Origin of the sequence: Streptacidiphilus fuscans, assembly GCF_015690355.1 — a bacterium.
GTDB classification, from domain to species: domain Bacteria; phylum Actinomycetota; class Actinomycetes; order Streptomycetales; family Streptomycetaceae; genus Streptacidiphilus; species Streptacidiphilus fuscans.
This window is the reverse complement of the sequence record NZ_JADPRT010000016.1, coordinates 182,638-200,274: the sequence shown is the minus strand read 5'-3', so window position 1 is coordinate 200,274 and position 17,637 is coordinate 182,638. Positions and strand designations below refer to the sequence as shown.

Genomic DNA, 17,637 nt, shown 5'->3' with positions numbered 1-17,637 from the left:
GACAGCACAGAGCGAGTGGCTGTCCCGGACGCGGTCGCTCGACACCCTGACGAAATGCCCTGACTGCCCTGAGGGGGGACAGCGTAAATGAACAGCCCGGTGGCGCTGGAGGTCACCTTGCTGACGGAGGGCACCTATCCCTACATCCACGGCGGCGTCAGCACCTGGTGCGACCAGCTGGTGCGCGGGATGCCGGACGTCCGTTTCCACATCCTGGGGATCACCGGCAGCGGCCGGGAGCCGGTGATCTGGCCGCTGCCGGAGCAGATCGCTTCGCACAGCACGGTCCCGCTCTGGGGGCCACCCACCAGCGGGCGCGCGCCGCGCGGACGTGCGCTACGCCGTTTCCTCGCAGGGTACGAGCGCTTCCTGCTCTCGTTGCTCGACCCGGACTTCGAGCCCTACTTCGCCGACGAGCTGTACGAGATAGCGGAGTTCGCACTCACCGGAGGGTCGTTGACCGCCGCGCTGCGCAGCGAGGGGGCATTGCGTTCGCTGCAGCGGGTGTGGCGGCTGCCGTTCGTGGCGACCAGTCGGGACCGGCCCAGCTTTCGCGATGCCCTGCAGGCAACCGATCTGCTGGAGCACGCGCTGCGGGCGCTCGCGGTGCAGCCGCCCGCGCGGGGCGTGGTCCACGTCGCCACGGGCGGGCTGGCGGCGTTGCCCGGCCTGACCGCGCGCCGCTTCCACGGGGTGCCGCTGCTCCTCTCCGAGCACGGCATCTATCTGCGGGAACGGTTCCTCGGCTTTCGTGCGGCGCCCTTCTCCCGGCCGGTCAAGACGCTGGTGCTGGGCTTCTACCGGATGCTGGCGGCGGAGAGCTACCGCTGCGCCGACGTGGTCGCGCCCGTCAACCGGTACAACCGTCGTTGGGAGGAGCACGGTGGCTGCGACCCGCGTCGTATCCGCACCGTCTACAACGGCGTTGACCTGCGGCAGTTCCCCGTCGCCGGCGACGAACCCGAGGAGCCGACGGTCAGTTGGGCCGGGCGGATCGACCCGATCAAGGACCTGGAGACGCTGATCCGCGCCTTCGCCCTGGTCCGGCTCGACCTGCCCCGGGCCAGACTGCGCCTCTTCGGCGATCCCCCGGCCGGGGGAGAGGGCTACCGACAGCGGCTGAAGGCGCTGACCGCCGAGCTCGGCGTGGCGGACGCCGTCACCTTCGAGGGTCGGATCGACGCGGTCAAGGACGCCTACGCGGCGGGCTCGGTGGTGCTGCTCTCCAGCATCTCGGAGGGTTTCCCGTTCAGCCTGATCGAGGCGATGGCCTGCGGACGCGCCACGGTCTCCACCGATGTCGGCGGCGTCCGCGAGGCCGTCGGCGACACCGGCCTGGTGGTCCCGCCGCGCGAACCCGAGGCGTTGGCGGCGGCGACGCTGGCTCTGCTCCGTGACCCGGTGGAGCGGGCGCGGCTGGGCGCGGCGGCACGCCGGAGGGTGGAGCAGCAGTTCACCGTCGAGCGCACGGTCTCCGAGTTCCGGTCGCTGTACTGCGAGTTGGCGGGGACCACGACGCTCGGCCCGTCCGGCGCGGTTGCCGCGACGCGGCGCGCGACGGACGCCGATGACCGGGTGGCCGCATGAGCGGGCTGGTGGAGTTGCTGCCGGGCCTGCGGCTGGATCCCGTCTCAGGGCCGAGGCCGCACACCCTCGCAACGGATCCGGCCGACGAGTTGGCGGAACGGTTCGGCGAGATCGCCGCGACGGCGGTGCATCCGCTGGAGGTCGTCGCAGCCATCGAGGCGGACGGGCTCACCGATTCGCAGATCCAGCAGCGCTACGGCCGACGGGACGCGTTCGAGTTGGGCGAGGAGCTCTTCAGCCGGGCGCACGGCGAGGCCGGTGACGCGGGGGCCGATGCGGCGGTGCCGAACACGCGGAACGCAGCGAATGCGGCGAGCGCAACGGACGCGGCGCGGGCAGCGAAGGTGTCGAAGAACCTTCCGAGTCGGTTCCGTTCGGTGGGAGCGTCGGCATGGGACGTCTCGGCGCCGCGCTGCGCCCTGCGCGGAGTCCTCTTCGCCCTCCCCGGCCTGGCCTACCTGCTCTACCGGCCGCCGCACGGTCTGGACGGGAGCATCGGTGCGGCTCTGCTGCTGAGCTGGGGCTGGAGCCAGGCTGTGGCGCACCTCGCCTATCTGCGGCGGGGCCAGGAGGACCAGGTGGGTGCGGCTGCGTTCCTTCTCCTCGGTGGTGCTGCCGGGGTCGTGCTCGCTCCACTGGCCGCGTCGGTGATGCCGGGGGCCACCGCGCCGACCGTCGCCTACGCGGCCGGCCAGGCGCTCTACTTCGCTGCCGCGACGGCGCTGTTGGTCCTCGGACGGGAACGGCTGCTGCTGCGGGCGCTCACGCCGGTCGTGCTGGGCGCGGTGTGGGTGGTCGTGTCGCGACGTCTCGGGGGCGCGCCACCGCGCTGGGCGGGCGCGGGGCTGATCCTGCTGGCTCTGGCGCTGGCGCTGACGGCCGGCTGGCAGGAGACCGTCCCGACGCTCCGGTCGGGCCGAGCCGACCACGCGCGCGTGCGGGTGAGCCGGTCGGAGTGGTGGCAGGCGGCGGGCGCCGGAGTCTTCGGGCTGGGCGTCGCCGTACTGACGCTGGCTCAGATCGGTTCGACCACCCTCGCCCTGACGTTGAGCATGGGGGGCGCGGAATGGTTTCTGGCCCGGTGCCGCGCCACCACCGAGCTGGCGCTCAGCCGAACGGGCTCGAAGCGGCGGTTCCACCGCCTGGTGCTGAGCGCGCTGGTGCGCTGCCTCTGCGGCTACCTGGTGCTGGTCGCCGCGCTTGTGGCGGCGACGGCGTTGCTGTGGCCGGAGGCCGGCGGCCCGGGACTGGTGGCCCTGGCGGCCTTGGCCGCGGCGATATGGAGCGCCCAACTGCTGCAGTCGCTCGGTCTGTTGGGTCGGGCGACGATCGCGGTGGCGACGGCGGGAGCGGCGGTCGTCGTGGCGAGGGCGGCTGGGGTCCCGGCCGGGGCCGCACAGTCGACGGTCAGCGCGGTGGCGGCGCTCGTCCTGCTCCTCGCCACCGCGCAGGCGGTGGGCACCGCCACGAGGCACAGGTGACGGGGTACGGATGAGGAAGCAACCGCCGATCCAGGCGGGGACCCGGCTGTGGTTGGCTGTCTGCCTCGGCTTCTGCCTCTGCCTGCTGGCCGGCTGTTCGGGCGCGCCCGGCACCTCCGCACCCAGCACCTCCGCGCCTGGCCCTGGGCCGACCCGACGGACCACCGCACCACCGCCACCGCTGCCGTCAACGACACTGTCACCTTCACCGCCCATGCGCGTTGCGGGGGGTGGCCGTTGGCAGCCACGTCCTGGTCTCACCTGGCAGTGGCAGCTGACCACGCCCGTCGACGTGTCGGTCGTCGCCGACGTCTATGACATCGACTCCGTCGACAACTCCGCCCAGGTCGTCGCAGCCCTGCACGCCGCCGGGCGGAAGGTGGTCTGTTACGTCAACGTCGGCGCGTGGGAGCCCTACCGGCCCGACGCGGCTAGATTCCCGAGCAGCCTGCTCGGCAAGCCGCTCGACGGGTGGCCGGACGAGCGGTGGTTGGACATTCGGCGCTTGGACGTGCTGCGGCCGCTGATCGCGCAGCGCCTCGACGTCTGCAAGGCGAAGGGCTTCGACGCCGTCGAGCCGGACCAGCTCGACGGATACGCCAACGACACCGGCTTTCCGCTCACCGCCGCCGACCAACTGGCCTTCAACCGCTTGGTGGCGGGCCTTGCGCACGCGCGCGGCCTAGCCGTGGCGCTCAAGAACGACCTCGACCAGATCCCGCAGCTGCTCCCGGACTTCGACTTCGCGATCGACGAGCAGTGCGCCGAGTACCAGGAGTGCGCCGAGTTGACGCCCTTCGTCGCCGCCGGGAAGGCGGTGTTCGAGACCGAGTACAACCTGCCGACCAGCGCCTTCTGCCCGCAGGCGCGACGGCTCCGGTTCAGCGCGATGCTCAAGCACCTCGCCCTGGACGCCTGGCGTGATCCGTGCTGAGGCGGTCCGCGGCGACGCGATCCGTGCTGAGCAGGCCGCCGATCCAGGCGTCGCGGCGCCGGCCACGGTGGACGGTGGCGCCGCGCAGTGTGCCCTCGAAGCGGAAGCCGACCTTCTCGGCGACCGCGCGCGATCCGACGTTGCCCGCGACGGCCCGCCACTCCATCCGGACCACGTCCAACTCCGTGAAGGCCCAGTCGCAGACGACCGCGACCGCCTCGGCGGTGAAGCCCTGACGGCGCTGCTCGGGCGCCGTCCAGTAGCCGATCTCGGCGTTGCCGTCGGTGCGGAACCGGTGGCCGTGGATGCCGACCGAGGCGACCAGCGCGTCGGTGTCCTTGCGGAAGACGCCGAAGTTCAGCAGCGTCTCCGTGATCCACCCCTGCGGGATGATCTCGCGGACGAAGCCCTCGGCGTGGGCCCGGGTATAGGGGACGGGAACGGACGTCATCCGCTGGAGTTGGACGTCCTGGCACACCTCGGTGATCGTGTCGATGTCCGCCTCGGTGAACTGGCGAAGGTGCAGCCGGGGTGTTTCCAGCGTGGTCGGTTCCATTGCAGGAGTATCCCCAAGCTCTCGGCGATGATCGTCGTATTTTTCGGAAGCCCGTAACCTGTCCGTTTTCTACCGCTGTTTCCATAAAACTCATGTCACTCTCACCGGCGACACCCTTCGGCGTGCTGACGGACCTCCCGGCCGAATGGACTCCTCGCATACGATGGGCACGCGGCGGGTGTATCCGCCCGCGAGCAAGGAGCCAGAAACCAGTCGCCCGGTCCGCCCAGGCAAGGAGCCAGCCCACGTGTCCGTCTTCGACAAGATCCTGCGTGCAGGCGAAGGAAAGATCCTTCGCAAGCTGTCCAAGATCGCAGAACAGGTCAACTCCATCGAAGAGGACTTCGTCAACCTGACGGACGCCGAGCTGCGCGCGCTCACCGACGAGTTCCGGGAGCGCCTCGCGGACGGCGAGAAGCTGGACGACATCCTCCCCGAGGCCTTCGCCGCCGTGCGTGAGGCCGCCAAGCGCACCCTCGGCCAGCGTCACTACGACGTGCAGCTGATGGGTGGCGCCGCCCTGCACTTCGGCTATGTCGCCGAGATGCGCACCGGCGAAGGCAAGACCCTGGTCGGTACGCTGCCGACCTACCTCAACGCGCTCACCGGCAAGGGCGTCCACCTCATCACCACCAACGACTACCTCGCCGAGCGTGACTCGGAGTGGATGGGCCGGGTGCACCGGTTCCTCGGTCTCGAGGTCGGCTGCATCCTGGCGAACATGCCGCCCGCCGAGCGGCGTGAGCAGTACAACTGCGACATCACCTACGGCACCAACAACGAGTTCGGCTTCGACTACCTGCGCGACAACATGGCGTGGTCGAAGGACGAACTGGTGCAGCGCGGCCACAACTTCGCGGTTGTCGACGAGGTCGACTCGATCCTCATCGACGAGGCGCGCACCCCGCTGATCATCTCGGGCCCGGCGGACGCCGCCACCAAGTGGTACGGCGACTTCGCCAAGATGGTGCAGCGCCTCAAGATCGACCGCGACTACGAGGTCGACGAGAAGAAGCGCACCGTCGGTGTCCTGGAGGCCGGTGTCACCCGGGTCGAGGACTACCTCGGCATCGAGAACCTCTACGACGTCTCCAACACCCCGCTGGTCGGGTTCCTCAACAACGCCATCAAGGCGAAGGAGCTCTACAAGGCGGACAAGGACTACGTCGTCATGAACGGCGAAGTCATGATCGTCGACGAGCACACCGGCCGTATCCTCGCCGGTCGTCGCTACAACGAGGGCATGCACCAGGCGATCGAGGCCAAGGAGGGGGTGGAGGTCCAGAACGAGAACCAGACCCTGGCCACCATCACCCTGCAGAACTTCTTCCGCCTCTACGACAAGCTCTCCGGCATGACCGGTACGGCGACGACCGAGGCCGCAGAGTTCCACCAGATCTACAAGCTGGGCGTCGTCCCGATCCCGACCAACAAGCCGCCGCTGCGCGTCGACCAGGCGGACCTGATCTACAAGTCGGAGCCGGCCAAGTTCGCCGCGGTCGTCGAGGACATTGTCGTCAAGCACGAGAAGGGTCAGCCGGTCCTGGTCGGCACCACCTCGGTCGAGAAGTCCGAGTACCTCTCGCAGGAGCTGCGTAAGCGCGGCGTCCAGCACGAGGTGCTCAACGCGAAGAACCACGAGCGCGAGGCGCAGGTCGTCGCGCAGGCCGGTCGCAAGGGCGCGGTCACCGTGGCCACCAACATGGCCGGTCGTGGCACCGACATCATGCTCGGCGGCAACCCTGAGCACCTGGCCGCCGCCGAGTTGGCGCAGCGCGGGCTCTCCCCGGTGGACACCCCCGAGGAGTACGAGGCCGCGTGGGGCTCCGCGCTGGACAAGGCCAAGGAGGCCGTCAAGGCCGAGCAGGAGGATGTCCGGGATCTGGGCGGCCTCTACGTGCTGGGCACCGAGCGCCACGAGTCGCGCCGCATCGACAACCAGCTGCGCGGTCGTTCCGGCCGTCAGGGCGACCCGGGCGAGTCCCGCTTCTACCTGTCGCTGGGCGACGACCTGATGCGTCTCTTCAAGGCCGGCATGGTCGAGCGTGTGCTGTCCATGGCCAACGTGCCCGAGGACGTGCCGATCGAGTCGAAGATGGTGACCCGCGCGATCGCGTCCGCGCAGACGCAGGTCGAGCAGCAGAACTTCGAGATCCGCAAGAACGTCCTCAAGTACGACGAGGTCCTGAACCGCCAGCGCGAGGTCATCTACGGCGAGCGCCGCCGCGTCCTCGAGGGCGAGGACCTGCACGAGCAGGTCGACCACTTCATGGACGACACCATCGACGCGTACATCCGTGACGCGACGTCGGAGGGCTTCGCCGAGGAGTGGGACTGGGAGAAGCTCTGGACCGCGCTGGGCCAGCTGTACCCGATCAGCCTGAAGATCGAGGACTTCGAGGACGAGACCGGCGACCGCTCCAACGTCACCGCCGACGAGCTGGCGGACGCGGTCAAGGAGGACCTCCACGCCAAGTACGTCGAGCGTGAGGACCAGCTCGGCGAGACGGTCATGCGTGAGCTGGAGCGCCGGGTGGTGCTCTCGGTGCTGGACCGTCGCTGGCGCGAGCACCTCTACGAGATGGACTACCTCCAGGAGGGCATCGGCATGCGCGCGCTCGCGCAGCGCGACCCGCTGGTGGAGTACCAGCGTGAGGGCTTCGACATGTTCAACGCGATGATGGACGGGATCAAGGAGGAGTCGGTCTCCTACCTGTTCAACCTCGACGTCCAGGTCGAGCAGCAGGTCGAGGAGGTCCCGGTCGAGGCGGCCGCGCCGGTCGACGCGGTGGCGGCGGGTGTCGCCGATGCGCGGCAGCACGTCGAGATCCGCGCGAAGGGCCTGGACGCTCCGCAGCGTCCGGACCGCCTGCACTACAAGGCGCCGACGATGGACACGGCGGACGGCGTGGTCGAGACGGACATCGAGACCGACGTCGACGACGAGACCGAGGCCGGCGACGGCCTCACCCGCGCCGAGCGCCGCAAGGCCGCGAAGGGCGGCCGTCGCCGCAAGAAGTAGTTGCACGGCGCTCTTGCTTTTGAGGGGCGCGAGGAACTGTGCGAGCAACCACCCGGTGCGGATGGCCCTGCTCGTTCGGCGAACCACCTGCGTGGGTGGCTTGTCGCGCAGTTCCTCGCGCCCTTTGGTGTTGCAACTGCCTGCGGCAGCAAAGCGATTGTTGCAACTGCCTGTCTGCGTGCGGGTGGTGGTCACCACCGGGACTCCAGGGCGGTGAAGCGCCAGGTGGCGAGTTGGCTGCGGGTGAGGGCGCGGCATTCGAGGCGGAAGGCGAGGGTCTCGGTGCGGTCGCCGATGCGGACCAGGGCGGTGACTTCGAGGGCGTCTCTGCGCGGCGCGGAGTCGAAGACGCGCTGGAGGACGGGGACGGCGCCCTCGCCGCGGAGCGCGCCGAGCGCGCGCAGCGTGCGGACACGGTCGTAGACGTCCTCCGTCGCGAAGGCGAGCAGCTGCTCCAGCGGGCGGCGCCCTGTGACCACTTCGAGCAGGCGTTGTGCGTACGCCGCCGCCAGGCGATGGTGCGGGGTGGTCCCCGGGACCGGGGGCCGGCCGGCCGCATGGGACGCGCGGGTCGCGCTCAGGCTGTGGATCCTGCCGAGGCGGACCGTCGGGGCGGCGGTCGTCGCGTGGTGGGGTGTCGCGGGCGTGGCGGTCGTCATGGGGCACCTCCGTGGCGTGGCGGGCGGGGAACTCGGGACCAGTGCTAGTGCCGGGTACTGACAGGGACAAGCAGGCCCGCGACCCCGAGAGGGCCTCGGGAAAATTCACTTATCCGAGTGATTTACCCCCTCTGACCTGCAACGACGGGTGCGCGTCGAGCTAAGGGCCGGTCACGGAACGCGATCAAAAGCCACTCGATCGGTGACGCTGCGCGACCGCTGCCGCGGCGTCCCGTTGACCGCTTATCCTGACCTCAGATCTCTCTCCTCCTCCCGGATCCGGAGCGCCAGCGATGCGCGTGTACGTGCCTCTCACCCTGAACGGACTCGCGCAGGCGCACGCCGACGGCGTCGTCGCCCCCGCCCCGCTGCGGGCCTACGCGGTCACCCCGGCGCTGCGCGAGTGGTACCTCAGCGACGACATCGAGGAGTTGGAGTACGCCGCGCTGGTCCGCGCCGCGCAGGCCTCGCTGCGGCTGGTGGCCGCGGACGACAGCGCGCCGCGGCGTCGGGTCGTGGTCGCCGCGGACGTGCCGGACGCGACCGTGACGCTGCAGGTCCAGGCGGAGCACGAGGACGCGGCCGCCCTCGGCGCGGTGCTGCTGGGCGAGCCGCTGGCGTTGGTGAAGGCCGCGTCGGTGCACGCTGACGACGACGATGCCGAGGTGGTCGAGGACGTCGCCGCCGCTGCCGCAGCGCTCGCGGCGGCGGACACAGGGGACGAGGACGCCCGGTTCACCGTCGACGGCGCCGAGGACCACGAGCTGCTCTGGTACGCGACGCAGGAGATCCCGGGGCTGCTGTCCTGAGCGGTCGGGCGGCCGGAGCGGACGTCTGTCAGTGGGGGGAGATACGGTGCGGAGCATGCACGCACAGCAGGCACACATCGTGTGGGACTGGAACGGAACCCTCTTCGACGACATCGACGCCGTCGTCGGGGCGAGCAACGCCGCCTTCGCGGAGCTCGAGGCGTTGCCGCCGTTGAGCGTGGCCGAGTACCGGGAGTGGTACCGGATCCCGGTGATCGAGTGCTACGCCGACCGGCTCGGCCGGATGCCCTCCCAGGCGGAGTGGGAGCGGATGGACGCGGTCTTCCACGAGCACTACACGGCCCGCAGGGATGCCTGCGGGCTGGCCACCGGTGCGCTGGAGATACTTCGTGCCCGGCCGTCGCAGTCGCTGCTGTCGATGTACGGGCACACCGAACTCGTGCCGCTGGTGCGGAGCTTCGGGATCGAGGGCCACTTCCGCCGGGTGGACGGCCGCGACGGCACGTCCGGCACTACCGGCAAGGGGCAGTACCTGGTCCGCCATCTCTCCGCGCTGGCTGCCGAGTCGGCGTCGCTGGACCTGGCGCGGACCGTCCTCATCGGGGACGTTCCGGACGACGCTGCGGCCGCCGCCGAGGCCGGCATCAAGGCCGTGCTGTTCACCGGCGGGGCGAGTTCCCGGCGCGAGCTGTCGCGCGTGGGGGTGCCGGTCGCCGACACTCTGGCCGAGGCTGTGGCTCGGGCGGAGGCGCTGTGCGCATGATGACCGCATGTCAGATATGTATGCAAACAGCCCCCTTGCGGGCCATTCCGGCTTCGACGGCATCACCCGGGTCCCCGCGCCGCTGAACGAGCCGGTGCACGGCTACGCGCCGGGCAGCCCCGAGCGGGCCCGCCTGGTGGCGAAGCTGGACGAGCTCGCCGCGGCCACGGACACCCCGCTGACCATGACGATCGGCGGGGACCAGCGGCTTGGCGGTGGCGAGCGGATCGACGTGGTGCAGCCCCACCACCACTCCGCGCGCCTGGGGGTGTTGGGCAACGCGACGACAGAGGACGTCGGACGGGCGGTGGACGCCGCGTTGAAGGCGGCTCCCGCCTGGCGGGCGCTCTCCTTCGACGACCGGGCGGCGGTCTTCCTCAAGGCCGCCGACCTGTTGGCCGGCCCGTGGCGGGAGACGGTCGCCGCGGCGACGATGCTGGGGCAGTCGAAGACGGCGCAGCAGGCCGAGATCGACGCACCCTGCGAGCTGGTGGACTTCTGGCGCTGGAACGTCCACTTCGCCCGGCAGGTGCTGGCCGAGCAGCCGGTCTCCTCGCCCGGTGTGTGGAACCGGGCGGACCACCGGCCGCTTGAGGGCTTCGTCTGCGCGATCACGCCGTTCAACTTCACGGCGATCGCGGGCAACCTGCCGACCGCGCCCGCGCTGATGGGTAACACCGTGGTCTGGAAGCCCTCGCCGACGCAGACGCTCTCCGCCTGGTACGTGATGCGGGCGCTGGAGGCGGCGGGGCTGCCGCCCGGTGTGATCAACATGGTGACGGGAGACGGCCAGGCGGTCTCCGAGGTGGCGCTGGCCCACCGGGCGCTGGCGGGGATCCACTTCACCGGCTCGACCGGGACCTTCCAGCGGCTGTGGCAGCAGGTCGGCCGGAACATCGCCGGCTACGCCGCCTACCCGCGGCTGGTCGGCGAGACCGGCGGCAAGGACTTCGTCCTCGCCCACCCCAGCGCCGACCTCGCCGTGCTCCGGACCGCACTGGTCCGGGGAGCCTTCGAGTACCAGGGGCAGAAGTGCTCGGCCGCCTCCCGCGCCTACCTGCCTCGGAGCGTCTGGCGGGCGATCAAGGACGACCTGCTCGACGAGGTGCGGTCCCTCACAGCAGGCGATGTGTCCGACCTGTCCAACTTCATGGGGGCGCTGATCGACGACCGCGCCTACGCCAAGAACGCCGGTGCGATCACCCGGGCCCGCGACGACCACAGCCTCGACGTCGTCGTCGGCGGCCACCACGACGACGCCATCGGCTGGTTCGTCAGCCCGACCGTGATCACGTCGTCGGACCCGCGCCACGAGATCTTCGCGACCGAGTACTTCGGGCCGATCCTCGCTGTCCACGTCTACGAGGACTCGCGCTGGGAGCAGACGATGGACCTGGTCGACGCTGCCGCGCCCTACGCGCTGACCGGCTCGGTGATCGCCCAGGACCGGGCCGCGATCGCCCGCGCGACCGCCCGACTCCGGTTCACCGCCGGGAACTTCTACGTCAACGACAAGCCGACCGGAGCCGTCGTCGGCCAGCAGCCCTTCGGCGGAGGAAGGGCGTCGGGCACCAACGACAAGGCGGGCGCGGCGCAGAACCTGCTCCGCTGGACGTCCACCCGGTCCGTCAAGGAGACCTTCGTGCCGCCCACCGATCACCGCTATCCGCACATGGGGTGAACCTTCGCGATTCTGACCTTGGACAAGTCGTACAGCGAGTACCAAAGATCGTGACGTAGTGCACCGATCCGGCCCCTGACAGTGTCTCTTACCCCAGTTAGGCTCGAGCGGAACCACCAAGGCTTGCCCGACCATCCCGTCCGATGGGGGAAGATAGGGACAGACCCGGTGGATCATGAACAAACCGCACCATCCGTACCGTGCCACCCACCGAGTCACGCAACGGCGCGCGACAGGAGCCAAATAGTCATGCAGACCCAGCTGGATGCAGCGAAGGCCGAACTGCTCAGCAAGGCGGCTCAGGGAGAGGCGCTCGGCAACGGCGCCCTTGCCTCCTACCTGAAGCACTACTACCTGCACACGGCCCCCGAGGACCTGCTCGACCGCGACCCGAACGACGTCTACGGGGCGGCGGCCTCCCACTACCGTCTGGCAGCCAAGCGCCCTCAGGGCGCCGTCGAGGTCCGGGTCTACACCCCGACCGTCGAGGAGAACAGCTGGTCCTGCGGTCACACCGTGGTCGAGATCGTCACCGACGACATGCCGTTCCTGGTCGACTCGGTCACCCAGGAGCTGACCCGCCAGGACCGCGGCATCCACACCGTGATCCACCCGCAGCTGCTGGTCCGTCGTGACATCACCGGCAAGCTGATCGAGGTCCTCGACGCCGACGCCTGCGGAACGGCCGAGCGCCCGGCCGACGCGCTGGTCGAGTCCTGGATGCACGTCGAGATCGACCGTGAGACCGACCGTGACGACCTGCACGCCATCGAGACCGACCTGCGCCGCGTCCTCGGCGACGTCCGCGAGGTCGTCGAGGACTGGGGCAAGATGCGCGAGTCCGCGCTGCGCCTCTCCGACGAGCTCCAGCAGACCCCGCCGGCCGGCCTGGGCGAGCAGGAGGTCGCCGAGACCTGGGACCTGCTGCGCTGGCTGGCCGACGACCACTTCACCTTCCTCGGCTACCGCGAGTACGACCTGGTGCAGACCCCGGACGGCGAGGACGCGCTGCACGCGGTCGCCGGCACCGGCCTCGGCATCCTGCGCTCCGACCCGAAGGCCGGCGACTCCTCCTCCTTCGGCCGCCTGACCGCTCCGGCCCGCGCCAAGGCCCGCGAGAAGAAGCTGCTGGTGCTGACCAAGGCCAACAGCCGCGCCACCGTGCACCGTCCGTCCTACCTCGACTACGTCGGCGTCAAGAAGTTCGACGCCGAGGGCAACGTGGTCGGCGAGCGCCGCTTCCTCGGTCTGCTGTCCGCCGCCGCCTACACCGACTCGGTCAACCGGGTCCCGGTGGCCCGCCGCAAGGTGAAGGAGGTGCTGGCCGAGTCGGGCTTCAGCCCCGAGAGCCACGACGGCCGCGACCTGCTGCAGATCCTGGAGACCTACCCGCGCGACGAGCTGTTCCAGACCCCGGTCACCGAACTGCTCTCCATCGCCCACTCGGTGCTGTACCTGCAGGAGCGCCGCAAGCTCCGGCTCTTCCTGCGCCAGGACGAGTACGGCCGCTACTTCTCCGCGCTGGTCTACCTGCCGCGTGACCGGTACACCACCCGCGTCCGGCTGCGTCTGATGGACCAGCTGATGCAGGAGCTCGGCGGCTCGGCCATCGACTACACGGCCTGGAACACCGAGTCGGTCCTGGCCCGGCTCCACTTCGTCATCCGCGTGCCCACCGGCAGCGAGCTGCCGCACCTGACCGACGCCGACATCGAGCGGCTGGAGGCCAAGCTGGCCGAGACCGCCCGCTCCTGGGCGGACGGCTTCAACGAGGTGCTGGTCCGCGAGTGCGGCGAGGAGCGTGCCGCCGAGGCCGCGCGCCGCTACAACAACGCCTTCCCCGACGGCTACCGCGCCGACTTCACCCCGGCCACCGGCGTCGCCGACCTGCGCCAGCTGGAGTCGCTGACCGGTCCGGGCGACTTCCGGCTCAACCTCTACCAGCCGGTCGACGCCGAGGGCGACGAGCGCCGCTTCAAGATCTACTGGGAGGGCGGCTCGGTCTCGCTGACCGAGGTGCTGCCGGTCCTGTCCCGCCTGGGCGTCGAGGTGCTCGACGAGCACCCGTACGAACTGCGCCGCACCGACGGCACGCTGGCCTGGGTCTACGACTTCGGCCTGAGGCTGCGTCCCGAGGTCGCCGACACCATCACCGACGAGAGCCGCGAGCGGTTCCAGGAGGCCTTCGCCGCCGTCTGGACCGGCAAGGCCGAGAACGACGGCTTCAACTCCCTCGTCCTGCGCGCCGGTCTGAGCTGGCGTCAGGCGATGGTGCTGCGCTCCTACGCCAAGTACCTGCGCCAGGCCGGTGTCGCCTTCTCGCAGGACTACATGGAGGACGCGCTCCTCAACAACGTCCACGTCACCCGCCTGCTGGTGAACCTCTTCGAGGCCCGGCTCTCCCCGGCCCACACGCACAGCGCGGCCGAGCTGACCGAGGGCATCCTGGAGGAGCTGGCCGGCGCCCTGGACCAGGTCGTCAGCCTGGACGAGGACCGCATCCTGCGCTCCTTCCTCTCGCTGATCAAGGCCACCCTGCGCACCAACTTCTTCCAGCGCGACGAGAGCGGCGCGCCGCACGCCTACATGTCGATGAAGTTCGACCCGCAGGCCATCCCGGACCTGCCGGCCCCGCGGCCCGCTTTCGAGATCTGGGTCTACTCGCCGCAGGTCGAGGGTGTGCACCTGCGCTTCGGCAAGGTCGCCCGAGGCGGTCTGCGCTGGTCCGACCGCCGTGAGGACTTCCGCACCGAGGTCCTCGGCCTGGTCAAGGCGCAGATGGTGAAGAACACCGTCATCGTGCCGGTCGGTTCCAAGGGCGGCTTCTTCGCCAAGCAGCTTCCCGACCCGACCGTCGACCGTCAGGCCTGGATGGAGGAGGGCATCTCCTCCTACAAGACCTTCATCTCCGGTCTGCTCGACATCACCGACAACCTGGTCGCGGGCGAGGTCGTCCCGCCCAAGGACGTGGTCCGCCACGACGCCGACGACACCTACCTGGTCGTCGCCGCCGACAAGGGCACCGCGACCTTCTCGGACATCGCCAACGGCGTCGCGGGCGAGTACGGCTTCTGGCTGGGCGACGCGTTCGCCTCCGGCGGTTCGGCCGGCTACGACCACAAGGGCATGGGCATCACCGCCCGCGGCGCCTGGGAGTCGGTCAAGCGCCACTTCCGCGAGCTGGGCCACGACACCCAGGCGGAGGACTTCACCGTCGTCGGCGTCGGCGACATGTCCGGCGACGTGTTCGGCAACGGCATGCTGCTCAGCGAGCACATCCGGCTGGTGGCCGCGTTCGACCACCGCCACATCTTCATCGACCCGAACCCGGACTCGGCGACCTCCTTCTCCGAGCGCAAGCGGATGTTCGACCTGCCGCGCAGCTCCTGGGAGGACTACAACGCCGAGCTGATCTCGGCCGGTGGCGGCGTCTTCTCGCGCCGGGCCAAGTCGATCAACATCACCCCGCAGATGCGCCAGGCGCTGGGCATCGAGGCGGGCGTCTCCCGGATGACCCCGGCCGAGCTGATGAAGGCGATCCTGCTCGCCCCGGTCGACCTGCTGTGGAACGGCGGCATCGGCACCTACGTCAAGGCCAGGGCCGAGAACAACGCCGAGGTCGGCGACAAGGCCAACGACGCCATCCGCGTCAACGGCGGCGACCTGCGGGTCAAGGTCCTCGGCGAGGGCGGCAACCTGGGCGCGACCCAGCTCGGCCGCATCGAGTTCGCGACGCTGGGCAACAACGGCGAGGGCGGCAAGGTCAACACCGACGCCATCGACAACTCGGCGGGCGTGGACACCTCGGACCACGAGGTCAATATCAAGATCCTGCTCAACCAGGTCGTCAACGACGGTGACATGACGGTCAAGCAGCGCAACGCGCTGCTGGCCGAGATGACCGACGAGGTCGGCGAGCACGTGCTGACGAACAACTACGCCCAGAACGTGGCCCTGGCCAACGCGGTGGCGCAGGCGCCGAGCATGCTCAACGTCCACCAGCGCCTGATGCGCAAGCTCGCCAGCGAGGGCCACCTCAACCGGGAGCTGGAGTTCCTGCCGTCCGGCCCGCAGATCCGTGAGCGCGCGGCGGCCGGGCGCGGCCTGACCCAGCCGGAGCTGGCGGTCCTGCTCGCCTACCAGAAGATCACCCTGGCCGACGAGATCCTGGCCTCCGACCTGCCGGACGACCCGTACCTGCGCGGCAAGCTGCACCGCTACTTCCCGCCGCAGCTGCAGCACGAGTTCGAGAGCCAGATCGACGCGCACGCGCTGCGCCGGGAGATCATCACCACGGTCGTGGTCAACGAGACCATCAACCGCGGCGGCATGACCTTCGCCTTCCGCCTCCGTGAGGAGACGGGCGCGACCTTCGAGGAGATCGTCCGTTCGCACACCGCGGCCCGCGCGATCTTCGACCTGAAGGGCATCTGGCAGGCCATCGAGGCCCTGGACAACCAGGTCCCGGCGGATGTCCAGACGCGGATGCGCCTGCACACCCGCCGCCTGGTCGAGCGCGCCACCCGCTGGCTGCTCAACAACCGGCGTCAGCCGCTCGACATCCAGGAGACCATCGACGTCTTCCGCGAGCGGGTGCGCCTGGTCTGGGGCAAGCTGCCCGAGCTGCTCCAGGGTTCGGACCGCGAGTGGTTCGAGCGGGTGCGCGACGAGCTGCTGGAGTCGGGCGTCCCGGAGGAGCTGGCGATCAAGATCGCCGGTCTCTCCTCGGCCTTTCCGACGCTCGACATCATCGAGACGGCGGACCGCACCGGCGCCGACGTCCTGGACGTCGCGGCGATCTACTACGACCTCGGCTCGCGCCTGCAGATCGCCGAACTGCTGGACCGGATCGTCGAACTGCCGCGCACGGACCGGTGGCAGTCGATGGCCCGCGCGGCGATCCGCGAGGACCTCTTCGCGGCCCACGCCACCCTCACCGCGGACCTGCTGGCCCATGGCGAGCCCGGCGCGACCCCGGAGCAGCGCTTCCAGGCCTGGTCCGAGGCCAACGCCACGCTGGTCAACCGCGCCCGTACGACGCTCGACGACATAAGGACGTCGGAGTCGTACGACCTGGCCAACCTCAGCGTCGCGATGCGGGTCATCCGCACGCTGCTGCGGACCGGGTCGATGCGCTGAGTCTGTGAACAGGTGGGGCCCGCGGCGATTCGCCGCGGGCCCCACCTGCGTTTTCGGCCTGCCTCTGGTCCGCTCCCCGACGGCTTTCGGGACTGAGCAGAATGCGCAGAAAGCCGAGTTATGCGCACTGCGCCGACTTAATCGCGAAACATGGATGTCACCTGCTCGCAGCCTTAGCGTCATAGCTCTCAGAACGATGGCGAGGACGAAAGGAGCGGGGCGCGATGGCAGCGGGAATTGAACTCGCCAATGTGACAAGGCGCTTCACGTCGCCGACCGGCAAAGTGTTCACGGCGATCCGCGATGTGAACTTCACCGTGGAACCGGGGCAGTTCTGCGCCGTGGTAGGCCCGTCGGGCTGTGGCAAGTCGACGACGCTGGGCATGGTCGCCGGTCTGGACAAGCCCAGCGTCGGCTCGGTGCGGGTGGACGGCAAAGAGGTCGACGGGATCACCTCGGGTGTCAGCTTCATGTTCCAGCAGGACGCCCTGCTGCCGTGGAAGACGGTGCTCGACAACGTGGCCCTCGGCCCGGTCTTCCGCGGCGTGGGCAAGAAGCAGGCGCAGGCCGCCGCCCGCGACTGGCTGCGCCGGGTGGGCCTGAAGGGCTTCGAGGACCACCACCCGCACCAGCTGTCCGGCGGCATGCGCAAGCGCGTCGCCATGGCTGCCGCGCTCATCAACGAGCCGTCGATCCTGCTGATGGACGAGCCCTTCGGCGCCCTGGACGTGCAGACCAAGGCGATGATGTCGAACGAGCTGCTGGGTCTGTGGGAGGAGCTCAAGCCCTCCGTCCTCTTCATCACCCACGACCTGGAGGAGGCGGTCGCGCTCGCCGACCGCGTGGTCGTCATGACCTCCAGCCCCGGAACGATCAAGGGGATCTACGACATCGATCTCCCCCGTCCGCGCGGCGCAGTCCAGGAGATCCGCTTCGAGCCGCGCTTCCTCGAACTCCACCACCAGATCTGGGAGTCCCTCAAGGACGAGGTGGAGCGCGCCCACGCCCGTTCCGGCCATGCCGCCGAGTCTGCCGCGTAAGGACG

11 protein-coding genes are annotated in these 17,637 nt (G+C 69.9%); 9 read left to right on the top strand and 2 right to left on the bottom strand.

Annotation, left to right across the window (positions count from 1 at the left end):
* The first annotated feature begins 87 nt into the window (after positions 1–87).
* The 3 genes from pelF to I2501_RS31205 are packed head-to-tail and all read left to right on the top strand — an operon-like array spanning position 88 to position 4,002.
* Positions 88–1,587: a GT4 family glycosyltransferase PelF gene (gene pelF, locus I2501_RS31215; RefSeq protein WP_196197655.1), complete on the top strand. Its 1,500-nt coding sequence runs from the start codon at positions 88–90 to the stop codon at positions 1,585–1,587.
* The gene (locus I2501_RS31210) at positions 1,584–3,068 is read left to right on the top strand and encodes a hypothetical protein (RefSeq protein WP_196197654.1); all 1,485 of its coding nucleotides are present in this window, start codon (positions 1,584–1,586) and stop codon (positions 3,066–3,068) included. The genes pelF and I2501_RS31210 overlap by 4 nt, the downstream gene beginning before the upstream one ends.
* A 10-nt stretch (positions 3,069–3,078) precedes the next feature.
* Entirely contained in the window at positions 3,079–4,002 is a 924-nt protein-coding gene (locus tag I2501_RS31205) for an endo alpha-1,4 polygalactosaminidase (protein WP_408022804.1), read from the top strand.
* Here I2501_RS31205 and I2501_RS31200 read toward each other — a convergent pair.
* Positions 3,962–4,558, bottom strand: a complete 597-nt coding sequence (locus I2501_RS31200; protein ID WP_196197652.1) for a GNAT family N-acetyltransferase — start codon at positions 4,556–4,558, stop codon at positions 3,962–3,964. The two genes, I2501_RS31205 and I2501_RS31200, sit on opposite strands and share 41 nt — an antisense overlap.
* Positions 4,559–4,805: 247 nt before the next feature.
* On the opposite strand from I2501_RS31200, the gene secA reads away from it, so the two are divergent.
* Positions 4,806–7,580: a preprotein translocase subunit SecA gene (gene secA / locus I2501_RS31195; protein WP_196197651.1), complete on the top strand. Its 2,775-nt coding sequence runs from the start codon at positions 4,806–4,808 to the stop codon at positions 7,578–7,580.
* Between the two features lie 191 nt (positions 7,581–7,771).
* On the opposite strand, the gene I2501_RS31190 is transcribed toward secA, so the two are convergent.
* Positions 7,772–8,239: an Rv3235 family protein gene (locus I2501_RS31190; RefSeq protein WP_196197650.1), complete on the bottom strand. Its 468-nt coding sequence runs from the start codon at positions 8,237–8,239 to the stop codon at positions 7,772–7,774.
* Positions 8,240–8,532: 293 nt separating this feature from the next.
* Here I2501_RS31190 and I2501_RS31185 point away from each other — a divergent pair, with 293 nt between their 5' ends.
* The 5 genes from I2501_RS31185 to I2501_RS31165 all read left to right on the top strand — a co-directional run bounded on the left by I2501_RS31185 (position 8,533) and on the right by I2501_RS31165 (position 17,632).
* On the top strand, positions 8,533–9,048 hold the full coding sequence (locus I2501_RS31185; protein WP_196197649.1) for a DUF6912 family protein: 516 nt from the start codon (positions 8,533–8,535) through the stop codon (positions 9,046–9,048).
* A 55-nt stretch (positions 9,049–9,103) separates the two neighbouring features.
* A complete protein-coding gene (locus I2501_RS31180; RefSeq protein WP_196197648.1) occupies positions 9,104–9,772 on the top strand; it encodes an HAD family hydrolase in 669 nt (222 codons plus the stop codon).
* A 16-nt stretch (positions 9,773–9,788) separates the two neighbouring features.
* The gene (pruA, locus tag I2501_RS31175) at positions 9,789–11,453 is read left to right on the top strand and encodes an L-glutamate gamma-semialdehyde dehydrogenase (protein WP_196197689.1); all 1,665 of its coding nucleotides are present in this window, start codon (positions 9,789–9,791) and stop codon (positions 11,451–11,453) included.
* A gap of 249 nt (positions 11,454–11,702) precedes the next feature.
* Positions 11,703–16,592, top strand: coding sequence for an NAD-glutamate dehydrogenase (locus I2501_RS31170; protein WP_196197647.1), 4,890 nt, complete (start codon positions 11,703–11,705; stop codon positions 16,590–16,592).
* A 224-nt stretch (positions 16,593–16,816) separates the two neighbouring features.
* Positions 16,817–17,632, top strand: a complete 816-nt coding sequence (locus I2501_RS31165; protein WP_196197646.1) for an ABC transporter ATP-binding protein — start codon at positions 16,817–16,819, stop codon at positions 17,630–17,632.
* Positions 17,633–17,637 lie beyond the last annotated feature (5 nt).